The sequence below is a fragment of the Streptomyces sp. 840.1 genome (genome assembly GCF_003751445.1).
GTDB lineage: Bacteria > Actinomycetota > Actinomycetes > Streptomycetales > Streptomycetaceae > Streptomyces.
In genome coordinates this window covers 942,611-961,504 of sequence record NZ_RJUU01000003.1, presented here as the reverse complement: position 1 = coordinate 961,504, position 18,894 = coordinate 942,611, and the positions used below count along the sequence as shown (strand labels likewise).

Here is an 18,894-nt window from a genome sequence, read left to right as displayed (position 1 = left end):
TCCGCGCGCAGCCCTGTGCGCGTCTTCGAGAAAGAGAGAGACCGTGACCGAGTACAACGACGAATCCGGAACCGACAGCGCCCTGCGCCGCACCCTCGGCGTCAACCGCCGCCGCTTCCTCAGCACCTGCACCGCCGCCGCGGCCACGGCGATCGCCGCACCCGTACTCGGCGCGTCGCCGGCCTTCGCCCACTCCTCCCACCCCGGGAAGGGCCACGGGCACGACCACGGGCACGGCAACGGCCACGGCCAGGCGCTGGTCCCGGCGTCGAAGCGCGGGATCATCCTCTACACCGTGCGCGACGCGACGGGCCGCGATCCGCTGAGCACCAGCCTTCCCTCGGGCTTCCGCGACGTCTTCAAGGAGCTCGCCCGCTACGGCTACAAGCAGGTCGAGTTCGCAGGGTTCGGCCAGCACGCCAACGCACCCGGCGGCAGCAACCTCGAGACGGTGGCGGGCGCGAAGCTGCTGCGCTCGTGGCTGGACGACTACGGCCTGCGCGCCCAGGGAAACCACGGCTTCATCCCGTCGTCCTGGCCGCTGAGCCAGAGCGATCTGGACCAGTTCAAGCGGAGCCTCGAAATAGCGAACATCCTCGGCATGGACCACATGGGTACCGGCGGCGACCCCACCGGCAGCGCCTACCGTGCCGACTGGGACGTGGCGGCCGACAAGTGGAACGCGATGGGGAAGATCGCCCATCGCGCGGGGATCAAGCTCTACACCCACAACCACGACGCGGCCTACGGCTTCCTGCTCGACGGCGGTCCCCTGGACGACCAGGGCCGGCCCACCCGCAGCTCCGGCATCCGCAAGCTGGAGTACTTCCTCAAGGTCACCGACCCCAAGACCGTATGGCTGGAGATGGACGTCTTCTGGGCGCACGTCGCCCAGTACAAGTTCCACACCTACACCGCGCTCGACGGATCGAAGCGGGAGAACGTCTTCGACCCCGCGGCACTGGTCCGCCGCAACAACAAGCGCTACCCGCTGTTCCACGCCAAGGACGGCGTCGCCAACGAGACCAGTGGCGAGGGCTACGACATGGTCGCCTTCGGCAACGGGATCATCGACTACCGGACCTTCTTCAGCCGGGTCGGCGAGGCGAACTACCGCAACCCGATGATCGAGCAGGACAACGCACCGAGCTCGACCGACCTCGGGCAGTCGCTGGACCAGGCGCGGACCAGTTACCAGGGCATCGCGGCGCTGCGCAAGTAGCACCCCGCCGGGGGCCCGCCCCCGCCGTGCCCCGTACGTCGGGCCTCCCCGCACACTGCGGGGAGGCCCGAGGCCGTGATGGAAACGGAAATGCGCTGCTCCTAGACGACTTCCCGGCTGATCGGCTGTGGATTGGGTGCGATATCCCGTGTCCGAGGCCGTCCCGGCTGCCTCAGCATCAGCGCGATGCACGCCGCCACCATGGAGATCGCCCCGGCCAGCGCGTAGGCGCCGTTGTAGCCCCAGGAGTCGACCACCATCGAGCCGAGCCCACCGCCGAACAGCCCGCTGACCAGCTTGCCGCTGTAGACGAGGCCGTAGTTGGTGGCGTTGTAGTTCTCCCCGAAGTAGTCCGGGGTCATGGCGGCGAACATCGGGTAGAAGGCGCCGCCGCCGAAGCCGGAGAGGAAGGCGAAGAACAGGAACAGCCACTCGCTGTGCAGGTTGCCGGCCCAGATCACACCGAACTGGGCGAGGCCCAGCACGACGATGACGAACACCAGGGTCAGCTTGCGGCCCCAGATGTCGGACAGCCATCCCACGACGGCACGCCCGACGCCGTTGATGACCGCCATGACCCCCATGGAGGACGCCGCGACCAGGGGGCCGAAGCCGACCTCCTTGGCGTAGTCCACCTGGAACGAGATCCCGAAGATGGACACTCCGGCCGTCAGGACGATGGTGATCCACATGAGCGGCAGCATCCCGGTCCTGATGGCCTCCTTCGGCGTATACTGCTTGGACGCCGGAGGATTCTTCGCCAGACTCGCGGAACTCTTCGTGTTCCCGGCGTAGTTCAGCGGATCCACCTCCGCCGGCCACCAGTTCTTCGGCGGGTCCTTGAAGAACCAGGCGCATATCGCCACGACGATCAGGACGTAGACACCGATGAGATCGAGCACCTCGTTGTAGTTACCGGTGTCGAAGGCGTAGTTGAAGATGAAGATGAAGGGCAACGCACCATAGGCGAAGCCTCCGTTGACAAAGCCCGTCTTCGCGCCGCGCCGTTCCGGGAACCACTTGCCGACCATGTTGATGCAGGTGGCGTAGATCAGCCCGGACCCCAGACCGCCGATGACACCGAAGCCGCAGATCGCGGCGAAGACGTTGTCGAGGTGCGAGAGCGCGAGGAAGCCGACGAGGCAGAGCGCGGCGCCGATGTACATCGCCCGGCGCGCGGTGAGTATGCCCTTCTCACGCAGCCACCCGGCCGGGAAGGCTATCCCGGCCTGGAAGAAGACCCACACGCTGAGAATCCAGAAGGTGTTGCTCTGTGTCCAGCCGTGCGCCTCGGAGAGGGTGTCCTCCGCCGAGCCGTACGCGTACTCGGACACGCTGATGGCCATCATCGCGATCCACGGCAGATACACCATGAACTTGCGGCTGTGGCCGAGAATGCTGAGGTCCGTCTCACCGACCCGGTAGACGCGGCCCTTGCCGTCCGTCACTTCCCGGTACGCGACGGCTGACGCGCCCGGTCGTCCTTCTGTGCTCATGAAACTCCCCTTGGCTTCGAAAGAACCTGGCCAGCGCCCCCTGTCCAAACTCCTCGTGCCTGGGAAGGGTCAGGTCAGCAGCCCCGCGGCCCTTGCCCAGCGGTACTTCGCACCGAGCGCCGCGACCGGCTTCTCGGTGGTATAGGGGTAGGCCACGACGCCGCGCTCGAAGAGATACGCGCAGGCCTCCTCGACCTCGGTGTCCCCGGCCAGCGACGCCACCACCGGCTTCTCGATCCCGCGCTCCCGGAACTCCTGGACCACCCGGGCGGTCAGCTCCGCGAAGACCATCGGCGGGGTCACGATCGTGTGCCAGTAGCCCAGCACCAGCGCGTGGATGCGCGGGTCCTCCATGCCGAGCCGGATCGTCGCCTCGTACGTCGAGGGCGGCTCACCGCCCGTGATGTCGATCGGGTTGCCTGCCGCGCCGAACGGCGGGATGAAGGCCTTGAACGCGGAGTCCAGATCCGGCGGGATCTCCATCAGCGAAAGGCCGTTGTCCACGATCGCGTCGGAGAGCAGCACGCCCGAACCGCCCGCCCCGGTGATGATGACGACGTTGTCACCCTTGGGCGCGGGCAGCACCGGGAGCGCCCGCGCGTACTCCAGCATCTCGTTCAGCCCAGGTGCCCGGATCACTCCTGCCTGGCGCAGGATGTCGTCGTACACGGCGTCGTCGCCGGCCAGCGCGCCGGTGTGCGAACCGGCCGCCTTCGCGCCCGCGCTCGTCCGGCCCGCCTTCAGGACCACGATCGGCTTCTTCGGCACGGTCGCCCGCGCCGCCGCCACGAAGGCGCGCCCGTCCTTGAGGTCCTCCAGGTGCATCGCGATGCACTCGGTGTGCGGGTCCTCACCGAACCAGGTGAGCAGATCGTCCTCGTCGAGGTCCGACTTGTTGCCGAGCCCGACGATCGCGGAGACACCGGTCTTCGTCGAACGGGCGAAGCCGAGGATGGCCATGCCGATGCCACCGGACTGGGAGGTCAGCGCCACCCCGCCCTTGACGTCGTACGGGGTGCAGAAGGTGGCGCACAGGTCCTGCCACGTCGAGTAGTAGCCGTAGATGTTCGGCCCGAGCAACCGCACCCCGTACCGCTCACCGATCGCCACGATCTCGTCCTGGAGGGCCTGTTCACCGGTCTCCGCGAAACCGGACGGGATCAGGACCGCGTTCGCGATGCCCTTGCGGCCCACCTCCTCCAGCGCCGACGCCACGAACTTGGCCGGGATCGCGAAGACCGCCACATCCACCTCACCGGGAACGTCCGTGACACTCTTGTACGCCTTGCGGCCCAGAATGTCATCGGCCCGCGGGTTCACCGGGTGAATCTCCCCCGCGAACCCGCCGTCGATGAGGTTGCGCATCACCGAATTGCCGATCTTCCCCGGCTCGTTGGAGGCGCCGATCACCGCGACCGAGCGCGGCTCCATCAGCCTGCGCATCGAGGCGAGGATCTCTTCCCGCCCGTACTTCCGGCGCTCCTTCACGGGCTCGGTGGCCAGCAGGATCCGGATGTCGGCGGCGACCGCACCGTCCGGGGCCGCGATCACCGGGTTCAGGTCGACCTCCGCGATCTCCGGGAAGTCTGTGACCAGCTGGGACACCCGCCGGATCTGCTCGGCCAGCGCCCACCGGTCCACCGGCGGGGCGCCGCGCACGCCGCGCAGGACCTCGGCCGCGCCGATCGAGTCGAGCATCGAGCACGCCTCGTCGGCGGTGACCGGTGCTAGCCGGAAGGTGATGTCCTTCAGCACCTCAACGAGGACGCCGCCCAGGCCGAAGGCGACCACTTTCCCGAACGTCGGGTCCGTGACCGCGCCGATGATGACCTCCTGGCCCGGCGGCACCAGCTGCTGCACCTGAACACCGTCGATCCGCGCGTCCGGCGCGTACGCCCGGACGTTCCCGACGATGCGGCAGAAGGCCTCCCGTACGGCCGGGGCGCCCGACACCCCCACGACGACGCCGCCGGCATCCGTCTTGTGCAGCACATCGGGGGAGACGATCTTCAGGACGACCTGCCCGCCGAGCCGGTCGGCATGGGCCACCGCCTCGTCCACGTCCCGGGCCAGCGCCTCGCCCGGCACGGCGATCCCGTAGGCGTCCGCCACGATCTTGCCCTCGGGGGCGGTGAGGGCGGTGCGTCCGGCGGCCCGGACGGATTCGAGCAAGCGCCCGATCTGTTCGCGATCCTGTGATTCGACCATGCTCAGATGACTCCGCTCGTCTTCAGCAGCCGCAGTTCCTCGTCACCGAGGCCCAGCTCACCGGCGTACACCTCTTCGTTGTGCTGACCGAGCAGCGGTGAAGTCACCACATCGACGGGGGAGTCGGACAGCTTCAGCGGGCTCCCGACGGTGGTGAACGTCCCGCGCTCGGGGTGCTCGACCCGAACGATCATCTCGTTGGCGGCCAGCGACTCGTCCTCCACGATCTCCTTGGTGGAGAGGATCGGCCCGCACGGGATGTTGTGCGCGTTGAGCTGCTCCAGGACGTCCCACTTGGGGAGGGTGGCGGACCACTCCTCGATGAGCTGGAACATCTTGCCGAGCTTCGGCAGGCGGGACTCCGGTGTCGCCCACTCGGGGTCGTCCACCAGCTCCGGACGGCCGATGAGCGAGGCGAGCGGGCTCCAGCCGACGGGCTGCACGATCACGTACACGTAGTCGTTGGGGCCGCCGGGCGCGCACCGCACCGCCCAGCCGGGCTGTCCGCCGCCGCTGGCGTTGCCGCTGCGGGGCACCTCGTCGCCGAAGTCCTCGTTCGGGTACTCGGCCAACGGCCCGTGCGACAGTCGCTGCTGGTCGCGCAGCTTCACCCGGCACAGGTTGAGCACGGCGTGCTGCATGGCGACGTTGACGCGCTGTCCCCGCCCGGTGCTCTCGCGCTGGAAGAGCGCGGCCAGGATGCCGGCGACGGCGTGGATCCCGGTGCCGGAGTCACCGATCTGCGCCCCCGTCGCCAGCGGCGGTCCGTCCTCGAAGCCGGTGGTGGACATCGAGCCGCCCATGGCCTGGGCGACCACCTCGTAGGCCTTGAAGTTGGTGTAGGGGCCCTCGCCGAACCCCTTGATGGAGGCGTAGACGATCCGGGGGTTGATCTCCTGGATGCGTTCCCAGGTGAACCCCATGCGGTCCACGGCCCCCGGGCCGAAGTTCTCCACCATCACATCGCTGCGGCGGATGAGTTCGGTGAGGATCTCCTTGCCCCGCTCGCTCTTGGTGTTGAGCGTGATGCTCCGCTTGTTGCAGTTGAGCATCGTGAAGTAGAGCGAATCGACGTCGGGGAGGTCGCGCAGCTGTTTGCGGGTGATGTCACCGCTCGGCGCTTCCAGCTTCACCACGTCCGCCCCGAGCCAGCCGAGCAGCTGGGTGGCGGAGGGACCGGACTGTACGTGTGTCATGTCGAGGACGCGCACGCCCTCAAGAGCTTTGGTCATGCCAACGGCTCCTCTGCTACTTGTACATGGTCTGGTTCATGGTTCCGGGGGCGTACGCGTCTGGATCGACCCATACGTTGATCAGGGACGGCAGACCGGACTCGCGGGCCCGCTGCAGCGCGGGCGCGATGTCGGCGGGGTCGCGGACCTCCTCGCCGTAACCCCCGAGCATCTGGGCGAACTTGTCGTAGTGCACGTCGCCCAGGGTGTTTCCGACCCGCTCGCGCTCGTCGCCGTACTTGGCCTTCTGGCCGTAACGGATCTGGTTCATCGAGGAGTTGTTGCCGACGATGCCGACGAACGGGAGGTTGTAGCGCACCAGCGTCTCGAAGTCCCAGCCGGTCAGGGAGAACGCGCCGTCGCCGAACAGCGCCACGACCTCCTTGTCCGGCCTGGCCTGCTTGGCGGCCAGCACGAACGGCACCCCGACCCCGAGCGTGCCGAGCGGACCGGGGTCCATCCAGTGGCCGGGCGACTTCGGCTGCACCACCTGGCCGGAGAACGTGACGATGTCGCCGCCGTCCCCGATGTAGATGGAGTCCTCGGTGAGGAAGTCGTTGATCTCGCTGACCAGCCGGTACGGGTGGATCGGCGCCGCGTCGGACCGAAGGCTCGGCAACCGCTTCTCGATCGCCGTCTGTTCGGCGGTACGCAGCTCCTCCAGCCAGGCCTTGCGCCTGACCGCACCCCCGTTGAGCCGCCCGCTCGCGGCCTCGGTGACGGCCTTCAGCACCATCCCGGCGTCCCCGACGATACCGAGGTCGATGTCCCGGTTCTTGCCCACCGTGCGGTAGTCCAGGTCGATCTGGACGACGGTGGCGTCGGGGGAGAGGCGCTTCCCGTAGCCCATGCGGAAGTCGAACGGGGTCCCCACGACGATGATGAGGTCGGCGTTGGAGAACGCGTAGCGCCGCGACAGCTGGAAGTGGTGCGGGTCGCCGGGCGGCAGGGTGCCGCGCCCCGCCCCGTTCATGTACGCCGGGACGTTCAGGGTCCGTACGAGTTCGGTCGCGCTGTCCGTCGCCCTGGTCGTCCACACCTGACTGCCCAGCAGGATGGCCGGCTTCTCCGCGTGCACCAGCAGGTCGGCGAGCCGCTCGACGGCCGCGGGGTCGCCGGCCGTACGGGTCGAGGCCCGGTACTGCCCGGCCTGCGGGACCCGGGCCCGCTCGACCGGCACCTTGGCGTCCAGCACATCGCGCGGGATCTCCAGGAAGGACGGGCCGGGCGCCCCGTGGTAGCACTCGCGGAAGGCCATCGACACCATGTCCGCAGCGCGTGCGGTGTCGGGAACGGTGGCGGCGAACTTGGAGATGGGGGACATCATCTCGACGTGCGGCAGGTCCTGGAGGGAGCCCATCTTGTGCTGGCTGTGCGCCCCCTGACCGCCGATCAGCAGCATGGGTGACTCGGCGCGGAAGGCGTTGGCGACCCCGGTCACCGCGTCGGTGGTCCCCGGCCCGGCGGTGACGACGGCGCAGCCGGGCTTGCCGGTGATCCGCGCGTACCCGTCGGCGGCGTGGGCGGCGACCTGCTCATGGCGTACGTCGACGACCTCGATGCCCTCGTCGACGCAGCCGTCGTAGATATCGATGATGTGACCGCCGCAGAGGGTGTAGATGCGTTCCACCCCCTCGGCCTTCAACGCCTTGGCGACCAAGTGCCCACCGGAAATGAGGTCCTGGCTGTCCTCGGGCATGAAGATCCCTGTCCCTTCGTAGGGGAGTGCGGGAGCCGCTCCAGCGCTCGGCGCAGTGACTCCGCAGTACATTGCATACAGTCGACGAATACTGTATGAACCTTGTTATCCCGCATCCGGTGGGTGGTGTCCAGGGGGCGTGCGGCACTTTCGCAATCGGCACGATCGGGAGTGACTATGGATCTGTACGAGCACCAGGCACGGCAACTCTTCGCGGAACACGGCATAGCGGTACCCAGGGCCGAGGTGGTCGACGACGCGGATGCGGCGGAACGGGCGGCCCGTCGGCTGGGTGGCCGCGTCATCGTGAAGGCGCAGGTCAAGACCGGTGGACGCGGCAAGGCGGGCGGGGTGAAACTCGCGGCGGACGCGGCGGCGGCCGCCCTCACCGCGCGTCAGATCCTCGGCATGGACATCAAGGGACATCGCGTCCGCACCGTGATGCTGGCCGAACCGGTCGACATCGAGGCCGAGTTCTACGTCGGCTACGTACTCGACCGGGCGGCCGGCACCTTCCTCGCCATCGCCTCGGCCGAGGGCGGCATGGAGATCGAGGAAGTGGCCGCGAGCCGCCCGGAGGCGGTGGCGCGGATCCCCGTCGACCCGGAGGAGGGAGTCACCGAGGGGGTGGCGCGGCGGATCGCCGAGGCGGCCGGACTGCCGCCGGAAGCAGCGCCGGTACTCCACCGCCTCTGGCAGGTGCTCACCCGTGAGGACGCCCTCCTGGTCGAGGTGAACCCGCTTGTGCGCACGGCCGACGGCAGAATCCTCGCCCTGGACGGCAAGGTCACCCTCGACGACAACGCCCGCTTCCGCCAGTCCCGTTGGGGCGCGGAGGCCGACGAGGCGGCCGACGGCGACCCGCTGGAGACCGAGGCCGCCGCCCGGGGCCTCAACTACGTCAAGCTCGACGGCGAGGTCGGCATCATCGGCAACGGCGCGGGCCTCGTCATGTCCACCCTCGACGTGGTTGCCGGCTGCGGCGCCCGCCCCGCCAACTTCCTCGACATCGGCGGCGGCGCCTCGGCCGGCGTGATGGCCGACGGGCTGTCCGTCATCCTCTCCGACCCCGGCGTGAAGTCGGTCCTGGTCAACGTGTTCGGCGGGATCACGGCCTGCGACGCGGTGGCCGACGGCATCGTCCGGGCGCTCGAGTCGGTACGGCTGACCAGACCCCTCGTCGTCCGCCTCGACGGCAACAACGCCGCCCGCGGCCACGCGATCCTCGACGCCCGCGCGCATCCCCTGGTCCACCGGGCCACCACCATGGACGGCGCCGCGCGCCGCGCCGCCCGACTCGCCAACACAGCGTAAGGAGTGCGGACATGGCCATCTTCCTCACCAAGGAGAGCAGGGTCCTCGTCCAGGGCATGACGGGCGCCGAGGGCATGAAGCACACCCGCCGGATGCTCGCCGCCGGCACCAGGATCGTCGGCGGGGTGAACCCCCGCAAGGCGGGCCGGACCGTGGACCTCGACGGCACCTCCGTGCCGGTCTTCGGCTCGGTCAAGGAGGGCATGGACGAGACCGGCGCGGACGTCACGGTCGTCTTCGTCCCGCCGCCCTTCGCCAAGGCCGCCGTCATCGAGGCGGTGGACGCCGGAATCGCCCTCGCCGTCGTCATCACCGAGGGCATCCCCGTGCACGACGCGGTCGCCTTCCACGCCCACGCCAGGAGCCGCCCCACCCGCATCATCGGCCCCAACTGCCCCGGCCTGATCAGCCCCGGCCACTCCAACGCGGGCATCATCCCGCCGGACATCGCCCCGGTCCCCGGTCGCATCGGCCTGGTCTCCAAGTCGGGCACGCTCACCTACCAGCTGATGCACGAGCTCCGCGAGAGCGGCTTCTCCTCGGCGGTCGGCATCGGCGGCGACCCCGTCATCGGCACCACCCACATCGACTGCCTGACCGCCTTCGAACAGGACCCCGACACCGAACTGATCGTCCTCATCGGCGAGATAGGCGGCGATGCCGAGGAGCGCGCCGCCGCCCACATCGCCCAGCACATCACCAAGCCGGTGATCGGCTACATCGCGGGCTTCACGGCCCCCGAGGGCAGGACGATGGGCCACGCGGGCGCGATCGTCTCGGGCTCGGCGGGAACGGCCGAGGCGAAGAAGCGTGCGCTTGAGGCGGCGGGAGTGGCCGTCGGCTCGACCCCCACCGAAACAGCCAACCTGACGAGAGCCCGGCTGAGGGGAGCGCTGGGCGGGACCTGAGAGACCCGTCGCGCTGTTTGCGGGCCTCGCGTGCTGTTCCGGGCCTGCGCGCATCCGAGGGCCCGCGCCTTCCCCTGCCCCGACCGGCCCTCCCGGCGCCGGCCGCCCCCCGGCCCCTCCCCATCCTCCGGTACCCAGCCCCTCCGGCGTCCGAGGAGCGGGGTCCGGGGCGGAGCCCCGGTCACGGGAAGGGGCGGGCAGGGGACAAGGCCCGCCGCAGGCGCCCCACCCGCCCCTTCCCGTCCGCACCACCCCGCCCCGACCGTGCACCGAGAGCGGAGACCCCATGACCCCCGACACCAGCCCCGCCCCGATCCCTACCCCCCTCGCCCTCAAACCCGGCACCGCCTGGCAGGACGCCTGGCACCGCTGCCTGACCACCGCCCCCGAGGCCTTCCAGGACGACCGGGTGCTGAACCTCTGGTCGGCCGGCTGGCAACGCGACGGCCGGGTGCTCCCCGCCACCACACCCGTGGACGGCACCCCCATCGCCGGACCGCCCCGGCTCGACGCCCGAACCGCCGCGCGCGCGGTCCGCGCCGCCCTCGACCAGCACCGCGCCTGGCGCCACGTCCCGCTCCCCGAACGCGGCGCCCGCGTCACCGCCGCTCTCGACGCCCTGACCGAACACCGCGAGCTGCTCGCCCTCCTCCTCGTCTGGGAGATCGGCAAACCCTGGCGCCTCGCCCAGGCGGACGTCGACCGGGCGATCGACGGGGTGCGCTGGTACGTGGACAACATCGAGGGGATGCTCACCGACCGCACCCCGCTCCCGGGCCCCGTCTCCAACATCGCCAGCTGGAACTACCCGATGTCCGTGCTGGTCCACGCGATGCTCGTGCAGGCGCTCGCCGGCAACGCGGTGATCGCGAAGGCCCCCACCGACGGGGGCGTCGCCTGCCTGACGCTGGCGTGTGCGCTGGCCGCCCGCGAGGGCATCCCGCTCACCCTCGTCAGCGGCAGTGGCGGCGAACTCTCCGAGGCCCTGGTCCGCGCACCGGAGATCGGCTGCGTCTCCTTCGTCGGCGGCCGCGACACCGGCGCCCGCATCGCCACAGCGGTGACGGACCTGGGTAAACGGCACATCCTCGAACAGGAGGGCCTCAACACCTGGGGCATCTGGAACCACACGGACTGGGACGCCCTCACGGCCGTGATCCCGAAACTCTTCGACTACGGGAAGCAGCGCTGCACCGCCTACCCCCGCTTCGTCGTGCAGCGCAGCGCGTTCGACGCGTTCCTCCTCGCGTACCTCCCGGCGGTCCGCAAGCTGCGCGTGGGCCATCCCCTCGCCGTGGCGGACCCGGCCGACCCGCTGCCCGACCTGGACTTCGGGCCCCTGATCAACGCGGCCAAGGCCAAGGAGCTGGCCGACCAGGTGGCCGAGGCGATCGACCGGGGCGCAATCCCGCTGCACCGGGCCGGCGCGACCCCGGGAGGCGGCCACTTCCTCCCGGGCCAGGACGCCTCGGCCTACCTCCACCCGGTCACCCTCCTCAACCCGCCGCCGTCCTCCCCGCTGCACCACGCGGAGCCATTCGGCCCGGTCGACACGATCGTCCTGGTCGACACGGAGGCGGAACTCCTCGCCGCCATGAACGCCTCCAACGGGGCCCTGGTCGCCACCCTTTCGACCGACGACCCGGCGACGTACGCGCGGCTCGCCCCCCAGATCCGCGCGTTCAAGGTCGGGCACGGCGTCCCGCGCTCCAGGGGCGATCGCGAGGAGCTCTTCGGCGGCTTCGGCGCCTCCTGGCGCGGCGCCTTCGTCGGGGGCGGACTCCTGGTCCGCGCCGTGACGGACGGCCCGCCGGACGAGCGCCCGCCGGGCAACTTCCCGGACCACCACCTGATGCCCTAGTAGCTCCGCTACGAGACCATGTCCGCGGCGTGCGATCGCACGCACCAGACGCCGCCGGCCCGCCCTCCGGGCGGACGACGCCACTTTCACAACACGCCCGAGCCGTGCCCGGCTCCGCCCGGTGCCGCAGTCAGCGCCCGGCACCGTCCGGACCGGACGTGTCCTGCCCCAGGCCGCGGCGGATCGCGATCTCCACGGGTGAGTAGGCGCCGTCGGACCGCCGGAGTTCGTACGGCGCGGCCGGCATCAGCGGCGGCTGGGCCATGAAACGCGGCCGCACCCCGTGGTGCGGTTGCGCCGAGTGCACCAGGAAGGGATGGCACAGGAAGACATCGCCCGGGGACCCGGTCGCGAGGCCGAGCGGCCGGTGGGCGGATGCGGCGACCAGATCGGGCGCGAGGACCAGCCCGCTCGCCCCGTCCTCCCCGTACTTCTCCAGCACCTTTGGCACGTCGAGGTGTGAGCCGACGCGGATCCGGGTGGGGGCGTCCTGTTCACCGACCTCGCTGAACAGGAACAGCATCAGCAGCGCCCGGCCCCGGGAGCGCAGATTGGTGAAGTACCAGCTCTCACCCTCCGGCAGGTAGCTCCCCTCGATGTGCCAGCCCGAGTCGTCCGGTTCCTCCGCGTGCGGGAAGCGCAGGGGGAACGTGCCGAGCGAGTAGCGCGGCTCCCAGCGTCCCGCGCCGACGAGAAGGTCGTAGGCGTGCTGAAGATACGGGGAGTTGGGGGCGGCCGCGAACGGCCCCTGCGCCATGCCGGGCACCCGGTGCACGGGCTGCGTCCACGTCGCCGGATCCTCCGGATCGCAGCCCGTCTCGCGCCACAGCAGGTGCGCGCAGTCCGCGGCCACGCGTGGTGCGACGGCGCCCTCCAGCTTCACGAAGCCGTCGCGGAGAAAGCGGGATACCAAGGTCGTGTCGTCCATGCGCTCATCGTGCGGCGACGCCGTCACCGGCCGCCCGACATCTTCCGCACCGCTTTTGTCGGGCGCCGCCGAGGATCGGGGTGGGGCCGGGCCGGGACGGTCGGGGCTCACCCGATGCCCTGCCGGTCGGGGAGCAGCGCGAACTCCCGCTCGGCCGGATCGGGCACCGTGCGCTCCACCGCCTGGATCAGCAGCGCACGATGCCGGACCAGGGGCTGCTGCCGGCCGGGCGGTGCCAGCAGCAGAAGATCGTCGATCCCGGCCAGCAGCCGCCGGGTGACCTGCGGACTGTTCGCCGCGCACCGCCGGACCTCCTCGAAGCCGAGATCCACCAGGTCCGCCCACTCCGGTACGTCCTGCACCAGCCGCACGACCCCCTTGCGGTCCCGGTGGTGGACGGCGCCGAGGGGCAGGTCCACGACGGCCGCGAGGAACTGCACGATCCGGTCCAGGCACTGCACGGTGGTGGTCGGATCGTTCACCGCCGGGGACAGGGCCCGCAGCGCGATGTCCGACAGCTGGCGCAGCCCGAACGCGAGGTCCTGGTGCAGGGTGCGCTCGACCCCGACGGACACCGTGTACCGCAGCGCGCTCCGGGGCGGCGCGGCCCCGCCGTGCACCGCAAGCACCGGCGTCCCCGGCACGACGAAGTCCCCGAGCCGGGGGATCAGCCGCAGGACGACGCCCTGGTGCCGCGCGGCGCGGACCAGCCGTGCCACGTTCACGTCCCGCAGGACCCCGGCCCGCCCCTCGTGCACGAGCTGCCCGCTCTCGGCGGCGAGCGGTCCCTCCTGGGGCCGGCCGCCCGGCATCCGCGCCAGTACCCGGAACGAATCCCGGGTGATGCGGTCGACGACCGGGCCCACCTGCATCAGACGCAGCGTGGAGCTCACGTAGGCGATGAAGAGCAGCAGGCTGAGCCCGACGAGCGCGGCGGTCAGCACACTCTGCACGAACGGCACGGACGTGATCAGGCGCGGATCAGTCTCGCTCTCGTACGAGCTCAGCACCAGCAGCGAGAAGACGAACGTCGCCAGGAACACCGACAGCGTGAGCTTGCTGATCCGGCTTCGTACGAAGATCCGCACCACCCGGGGCGTGAGCTGCCCGCTCGCCATCTGCACGGCCACCAGCGAGATACTGAAGACCACACCGATGAAGGTCATCATCGCCGAGCTGACCGTGACGACGATCTGCTTCGTGTCCTCCGCGACCGAGACCAGATCCTTGACCTCGTCGTACGCCTGCTCGTCCTTGAGGTAGGAGACGAGTTGCTCGTCGACCGCGGAGGCGGCGAACCAGAGCGCGATGGCGCAGACCAGTGTCAGGGTCGGAGCGAACCAGAAGGTCTCACGCAAGTGCTCACGCAGCGGTGACAGCGCGCGGGGTGGCCGATAGCCGCGATCACTCATGCCGGCGAACGTAACCCGCCCCGCCCGCGCCTTCGTGGACGTCGCCGCCGACCCTCCGGACACACCGTGCGTACGCGTGCGACGACGGATCGTGCGCAGGCGCGGGGGCGTGCCGTCCGGAACATCCGTCCGATCCGCTCGCACCTCGCTGACCACCCAATATGCAGGTGAGGTGGACCCCAAACCCCTGGTATTGTTTTCTTTGTCGCCACGGGGAACCGCGGCAGACACACCCGGTCCGGGTGGCGGAATGGCAGACGCGCTAGCTTGAGGTGCTAGTGCCCTTTATCGGGCGTGGGGGTTCAAGTCCCCCCTCGGACACCAGAGGTCGATCGACCCAAAAGAGCCGGTCAGAGCGAAGCAATATCGCTCTGACCGGCTCTTTTGTCTGTCCCGGTGCCGCCGCACACCTCCGGGCCGCCTAAGGGCTGTCCGGCGACCAGGTGGTGCGGTCGCGGCGGTGGTCGAATACATCGAGTTCGTCCGCGAGGACATCGAAATGGGGAAGCGGCGCCCACAGGCCGCGCTCACCGATGACGTAGAGGCGGCGTTTGGCGCGGCTCGCGGCGACGTTGAGCAGATGCGGGGTGCGGGCCGCCCACTCCCGGGCTCCGCGACGGCCGCCCCCGAGCACCAGGACCACGACGTCGGCTTCCTTGCCCTGTGCTCGATGGACGGTGGCGCAGCGCTCGTCCAGGTGTTCGGCGGTCCATCCCGTGCGGCTGCGGCAGACCTTCTTGCACTCGGCGACGAGGGCCCGGAACGGGGCGATGACGCGTATGCGCTCGACGCCCACGCCGTGCCGGTCCAAGGTGTCGAGGACGAACTCGAACGCACGGCGGTCGCGTTCGCCCCACGGGGCATCGGCCGGGCGGGAGGGGGCGTCGGTGTTGAGCCAGCGGCTGGGCAGCAGTCCGTTCCGTTCCCCGTCGGGGAACTCCTGCCGCGCGGTGCCGTAGACCATGAGGCCGTCGTAGGCGACCTCGTTGCTGACGGTGAACATCGGTTCCTCGCAGCGGCGGTGGACGCGCAGCGGCGACCCCACCCAGACGTGCTCCTCGTCCCCGTCCGGGTCGGGCAGGTAGGTGCCGAAGCGGTTGGTCCGGTCGGCCACGGCCTGGGCCGAGGTGGCCGAGGGCAGCCACCTCTCGTCGACGCCGTAGGCGCGCAGCAGCCTGCGCTGCAGAGCCGTGGGCATCGTGACGACCGGCTCCAGCTGGAGGGGGTCGCCGACCAGGACGGCGCGGCGAGCCCGCCACAGCGCGCCCACGGCTGCCTGTGGGGTGGCCTGCCCGGCCTCGTCCACGAGCAGCCAGCCGATCGACTCCCGGCCGAGGCGGGCGAACATGCTGCCGACGGAGGAGAACGTGGTGGACACGACGGGCACCAGGAGGAAGAGGGTCTGCCAGGCATGCTCGACCTCTTCGTCGGGCAGCGGCCCATTGGTGCCCGCCATCAGCTCCACGAGGACCTGGAGGTTGCCGCGGACCTGCTTCGCGGCTCCGGCCACGAAGGCGCGGTGCAGGTCGAGGGCGCGCAGGAACAGGTCGCTGCGTGCCGTGGACCACTTCTCGTCGGACCAGGGGGAGCCGAGCTCCTGGACGTCTTCGCCGAGGTGCAGCCAGCCGAGCGGCAGTGAGGGCAGCGTCCGGGCCGCGTCCCGCAGCGCGGCATGGCGTCCGTCCAGCTCGGTCCTGGCAACGCGCAGCTCGCGGCGGGCTGTGTCAGCGGTCTCCCGGGCCCGGCTCACAGCGGTGTCCGCCGCGGCCTGCCGGGCGTGAGCGGTGCGTTCGTGTCCGCGGGCGGCGGTGACCCCGGTGGCCGCCTCGTCGACGGCGGTGGCGCACTGGGAGGTCCTGCCCACGGCCAGGGACTCGGCGCGGACGGCTGCGGCCACCTGCGCCATGGAAGCGTCCAGGGCTGCGCTCTGCTGGACGAGCAATTCCGCGATCTCGGCCTGGGTGCGCTCCTGCTGCCGCTCGGCGGCCTGCCGGTCCGCAGCGCTCTGAAGCAGCCGCCGCAGTCCGCCTCGCAGACCCCCCTCGACGACGGGCGGTGCGTCGTGGCGGGCAGTGAGCGCGGTGACGTAATCACGGTGGTGCGCGGCCAGTTCACGAGCGGCAGACAGATCCGCACGGGCAGTGGCCAGCTCCTGCCGGGCTCGTGTCACGTCGTCGGTGGCCGCCCGGTGCCGGGCCTCGGCGGCCGAGGTGGCACGCCGGGCCCCGTCGGTAGTGACGGCGGCCTGCTCGACGGCGGCCGTCGCGGCGTCGATCTGCTGGTCCGCGCGGCGGGCGGCGGCTTCCAGGCCGGTGATCCGCCGCCCGGCCGACGGGGATTCGACGACTGCCAGGGCCGAGGCCAGCCGGGCGCGCTCGGCGCGCAGCCGCTCGACCTCGGCCTGGGCGGTGCGGAACGCGGTGACGGCGGCGGTCCACGACGGCACCGGCTCGGCGGGCCCCGCCGCCGCGTCCGGGTTTGCGGAGGCGGAGCGCCGGCTGCCGGGCGCAACCCTCGGCGGGATCCAGTCGCTCAGAACAGCCCGCATGCCGCGCAGTGGCGGCTGTTGCGCCGCGGAACGGGCGGCGGCCTCCTTCTCGGGCAGCCGGCCCCACCAGAAGCGGTCGCAGAACTCCCTGCGGTTGGTCTTGTTTCCGAGCACCGCCGCGATCAGCCCCCATGCGGGGCCGCCGAGGAGAGCAGAGGCGAGGTCCGGGAAGTGGTCCGTGGTGTCGTGCCAGTGCTCGCCGAGCGCGCCGATGCCCGGCAGTTCGGCGGTGACGTTCTCGACCGCGCCGTTGTTGGAGGAGGCGACCACGATCTCGAAGCCGGTCAGCCGGGGGTCGAGCCGCGACACGAACCGAGGATGACTGCCCTGCCGGTCCTTGCCCCGCCAAGCCGGCGCGGGGAAGGCCTGACCGGGCCGGTCGAACGTCGCCAGCACCGCCGCCCGCTCGACCACCAGGGCGGCGACCAGATCGCGCAGCATCGTCGTCTTGCCCGTGCCGGGCGGGCCGTTCACGGAGAACATCCCGCCGCCGGTGCCCGCGCGGTCGGCGAGCATCCGGTCCACCGCGAACTGCTGGCTCAGCGCCAGCGGGAATCGTGCCGGTGCGGGCCACCGCCCCGACGGAACCAGCGCCGGATCAACCCCGGCCAGCACGACTCCGCGCTCCTGACGCACATCCGTCCGCCGGCCCGGGGCAAGGGCGTCATGCCCGGTCAGATACGCGTCCAGAGCCGGGCCGATCCCCTTGCCTACCGCCCCGGCCACCCGGGCGAGATCAGGAGGGAGCAGGCTGTTCAGGAAGGGCGCTGCGGCGGTGGCCTTCGCCTGTGGATCCTTGGGCCGGTGGACCAGCCTGCTCCGCACCCGGATCACCTGGGGTCGCAGATGGTCCCGCACCCCGCACAGGTCGGCGATCTGCGCGGTCAGGGCGACGAGGTCGGCGAACCCGAGCGGGCGGGGACCGGGGCCGGCTCCGGGCGCCTCCGACGTGTCCGCAGAGCCTGCCGGCACAGGTGCGGGATCGCTGCTGCCACTCGCCGGATCCCCGGGCTCCCGTTGGTCCGCGACGGTCCGGCGCGCCGTCGCCCAGTCGGCGGCGCGGCTCACCAGCGGTTCGGCCGCGCCTTGGAGGGCGGCGCCGGCGACCTCGCCGAACAGTGCCTCGACCGCTCCGACGGCGGCCCCGCCCAGGATCTCGCCGAGCAGCCGCTGCCAGCTCACCCCGCCGCCCCCGGCCGCACCTCCCGGCCCGCGCCCGGATCCGGACCCCTGCCCGGACACCGAGTCAGGGGACGGCGCGGCGAAGCCGTACGGAATCGCGGTGGCCGTCAGCTCGTCGATCGCCGCGCCGAACGCGTCGTCGAGCTCCTCGAAGCCGTCCAGCCAGCCGGGCGCGGAGGGCCCCGGATCGAAGAGGCGGCCGGTCGCCCAGGCGCACGCGGAGATCACGGACGTGTCCTCGACCGGTCGTCCCGCATCGTCCAGGACCAGGGCGAACATCGCGCTCTGGCCCGGCACCGTCAGCTCCGACTGCGGCACACCGGGATCCGGATCGGTCCCCGCAGGCAGTACCGCGATCATCGCCTGACGGAGCAGCTCGAGATCGAACACCCCGCAGTAGATCTCGTGACGCCACATACGGCCGTACGGCGCCCGGCGCGCGCCTGTCTCCGGATGACCGGCATCCCACGGCAACCGCGGCGATATGTGTCCGGGCTGCGGCGTCAGATCGACGATGTACTCGTCTCTCGTACCGGACCCGGAGGCGGAGCGCCGCCGGGGCAGTGCGGGGATGCCCGGCGGGCCGAACAGCTCGATGGCACGCCAGGATTCCAGCAGTGCTTCCCTGCGGTGGCCCTGCCCCTGTCCGCTCCGCACCCCCGTGCCTCCAGTCCACACGCGGCGGCCCCCGGCCGCTCCCTTTGCCGATGAGCTGTCCGCCGAATCTACCGGACCGCCCACAGGCCGGGCCGGGCCAGCGCTGTCGGCGGTCCGGCCGTCTGCCCCGGGGTGGGAGCGCCCCGGCACTCGGTGACCTCCGCCGGTGACCTGCGTACGAGATCTCCCGGGCAATCCGCCCCTCGCGTCACGATCCGGTCTCGGAG

At 71.0% G+C, this 18,894-nt stretch carries 11 protein-coding genes and 1 tRNA gene; 5 read left to right on the top strand and 7 right to left on the bottom strand.

Going from position 1 to position 18,894, the window contains the following annotated elements; genetic code table 11:
• Positions 1-43 precede the first annotated feature (43 nt).
• On the top strand, positions 44-1,222 hold the full coding sequence (locus EDD93_RS36735; protein ID WP_123530869.1) for a sugar phosphate isomerase/epimerase: 1,179 nt from the start codon (positions 44-46) through the stop codon (positions 1,220-1,222).
• Positions 1,223-1,323: 101 nt separating this feature from the next.
• Here EDD93_RS36735 and EDD93_RS36730 read toward each other — a convergent pair whose 3' ends face one another.
• The 4 genes from EDD93_RS36730 to EDD93_RS36715 all read right to left on the bottom strand — a co-directional run bounded on the left by EDD93_RS36730 (position 1,324) and on the right by EDD93_RS36715 (position 7,857).
• Positions 1,324-2,718 (bottom strand): OFA family MFS transporter, encoded by a 1,395-nt coding sequence (locus EDD93_RS36730; RefSeq protein ID WP_123530868.1) that lies wholly within the window; start codon positions 2,716-2,718, stop codon positions 1,324-1,326.
• 69 nt (positions 2,719-2,787) lie between these two features.
• Positions 2,788-4,926 (bottom strand): acetate--CoA ligase family protein, encoded by a 2,139-nt coding sequence (locus tag EDD93_RS36725; protein ID WP_123530866.1) that lies wholly within the window; start codon positions 4,924-4,926, stop codon positions 2,788-2,790.
• A 2-nt stretch (positions 4,927-4,928) separates the two neighbouring features.
• Entirely contained in the window at positions 4,929-6,158 is a 1,230-nt protein-coding gene (gene frc / locus EDD93_RS36720; protein WP_123530864.1) for a formyl-CoA transferase, read from the bottom strand.
• 16 nt (positions 6,159-6,174) lie between these two features.
• Positions 6,175-7,857 (bottom strand): thiamine pyrophosphate-binding protein, encoded by a 1,683-nt coding sequence (locus EDD93_RS36715; protein ID WP_123530862.1) that lies wholly within the window; start codon positions 7,855-7,857, stop codon positions 6,175-6,177.
• 177 nt (positions 7,858-8,034) lie between these two features.
• On the opposite strand from EDD93_RS36715, the gene sucC reads away from it, so the two are divergent.
• The 3 genes from sucC (at position 8,035) to EDD93_RS36700 (ending at position 11,940) form a co-directional block, all read left to right on the top strand.
• The gene (gene sucC, locus EDD93_RS36710) at positions 8,035-9,171 is read left to right on the top strand and encodes an ADP-forming succinate--CoA ligase subunit beta (RefSeq protein WP_123530861.1); all 1,137 of its coding nucleotides are present in this window, start codon (positions 8,035-8,037) and stop codon (positions 9,169-9,171) included.
• Between the two features lie 11 nt (positions 9,172-9,182).
• Positions 9,183-10,079, top strand: coding sequence for a succinate--CoA ligase subunit alpha (gene sucD, locus EDD93_RS36705; protein ID WP_123530859.1), 897 nt, complete (start codon positions 9,183-9,185; stop codon positions 10,077-10,079).
• A 286-nt stretch (positions 10,080-10,365) separates the two neighbouring features.
• Positions 10,366-11,940, top strand: coding sequence for an aldehyde dehydrogenase family protein (locus EDD93_RS36700; protein ID WP_123530857.1), 1,575 nt, complete (start codon positions 10,366-10,368; stop codon positions 11,938-11,940).
• 130 nt (positions 11,941-12,070) lie between these two features.
• Here the strand turns inward: EDD93_RS36700 and EDD93_RS36695 are convergent, their stop codons facing one another.
• Together EDD93_RS36695 and EDD93_RS36690 are read right to left on the bottom strand one after the other, a co-directional pair.
• The gene (locus tag EDD93_RS36695) at positions 12,071-12,868 is read right to left on the bottom strand and encodes a phytanoyl-CoA dioxygenase (RefSeq protein ID WP_123530855.1); all 798 of its coding nucleotides are present in this window, start codon (positions 12,866-12,868) and stop codon (positions 12,071-12,073) included.
• 107 nt (positions 12,869-12,975) lie between these two features.
• Complete coding sequence (locus EDD93_RS36690; protein ID WP_123530853.1) at positions 12,976-14,280, bottom strand: DUF2254 domain-containing protein; 1,305 nt, start codon at positions 14,278-14,280, stop codon at positions 12,976-12,978.
• Positions 14,281-14,516: 236 nt separating this feature from the next.
• Here EDD93_RS36690 and EDD93_RS36685 point away from each other — a divergent pair.
• Positions 14,517-14,604 (top strand) — tRNA-Leu (locus tag EDD93_RS36685).
• Between the two features lie 97 nt (positions 14,605-14,701).
• On the opposite strand, the gene EDD93_RS36680 is transcribed toward EDD93_RS36685, so the two are convergent.
• Positions 14,702-18,667, bottom strand: coding sequence for a DEAD/DEAH box helicase (locus EDD93_RS36680; protein ID WP_185092636.1), 3,966 nt, complete (start codon positions 18,665-18,667; stop codon positions 14,702-14,704).
• Between the last annotated feature and the right edge of the window lie 227 nt (positions 18,668-18,894).

Coding starts and splice junctions, on each gene's coding strand:
- EDD93_RS36730 (WP_123530868.1), bottom strand. CDS start 2,718: ATGAGCACAGAAGGACGACCGGGCGCGTCAGCCGTCGCGTACCGGGAA.
- EDD93_RS36725 (WP_123530866.1), bottom strand. CDS start 4,926: ATGGTCGAATCACAGGATCGCGAACAGATCGGGCGCTTGCTCGAATCC.
- sucD (WP_123530859.1), top strand. CDS start 9,183: ATGGCCATCTTCCTCACCAAGGAGAGCAGGGTCCTCGTCCAGGGCATG.
- EDD93_RS36695 (WP_123530855.1), bottom strand. CDS start 12,868: ATGGACGACACGACCTTGGTATCCCGCTTTCTCCGCGACGGCTTCGTG.
- EDD93_RS36715 (WP_123530862.1), bottom strand. CDS start 7,857: ATGCCCGAGGACAGCCAGGACCTCATTTCCGGTGGGCACTTGGTCGCC.
- sucC (WP_123530861.1), top strand. CDS start 8,035: ATGGATCTGTACGAGCACCAGGCACGGCAACTCTTCGCGGAACACGGC.
- frc (WP_123530864.1), bottom strand. CDS start 6,158: ATGACCAAAGCTCTTGAGGGCGTGCGCGTCCTCGACATGACACACGTA.
- EDD93_RS36690 (WP_123530853.1), bottom strand. CDS start 14,280: ATGAGTGATCGCGGCTATCGGCCACCCCGCGCGCTGTCACCGCTGCGT.
- EDD93_RS36700 (WP_123530857.1), top strand. CDS start 10,366: ATGACCCCCGACACCAGCCCCGCCCCGATCCCTACCCCCCTCGCCCTC.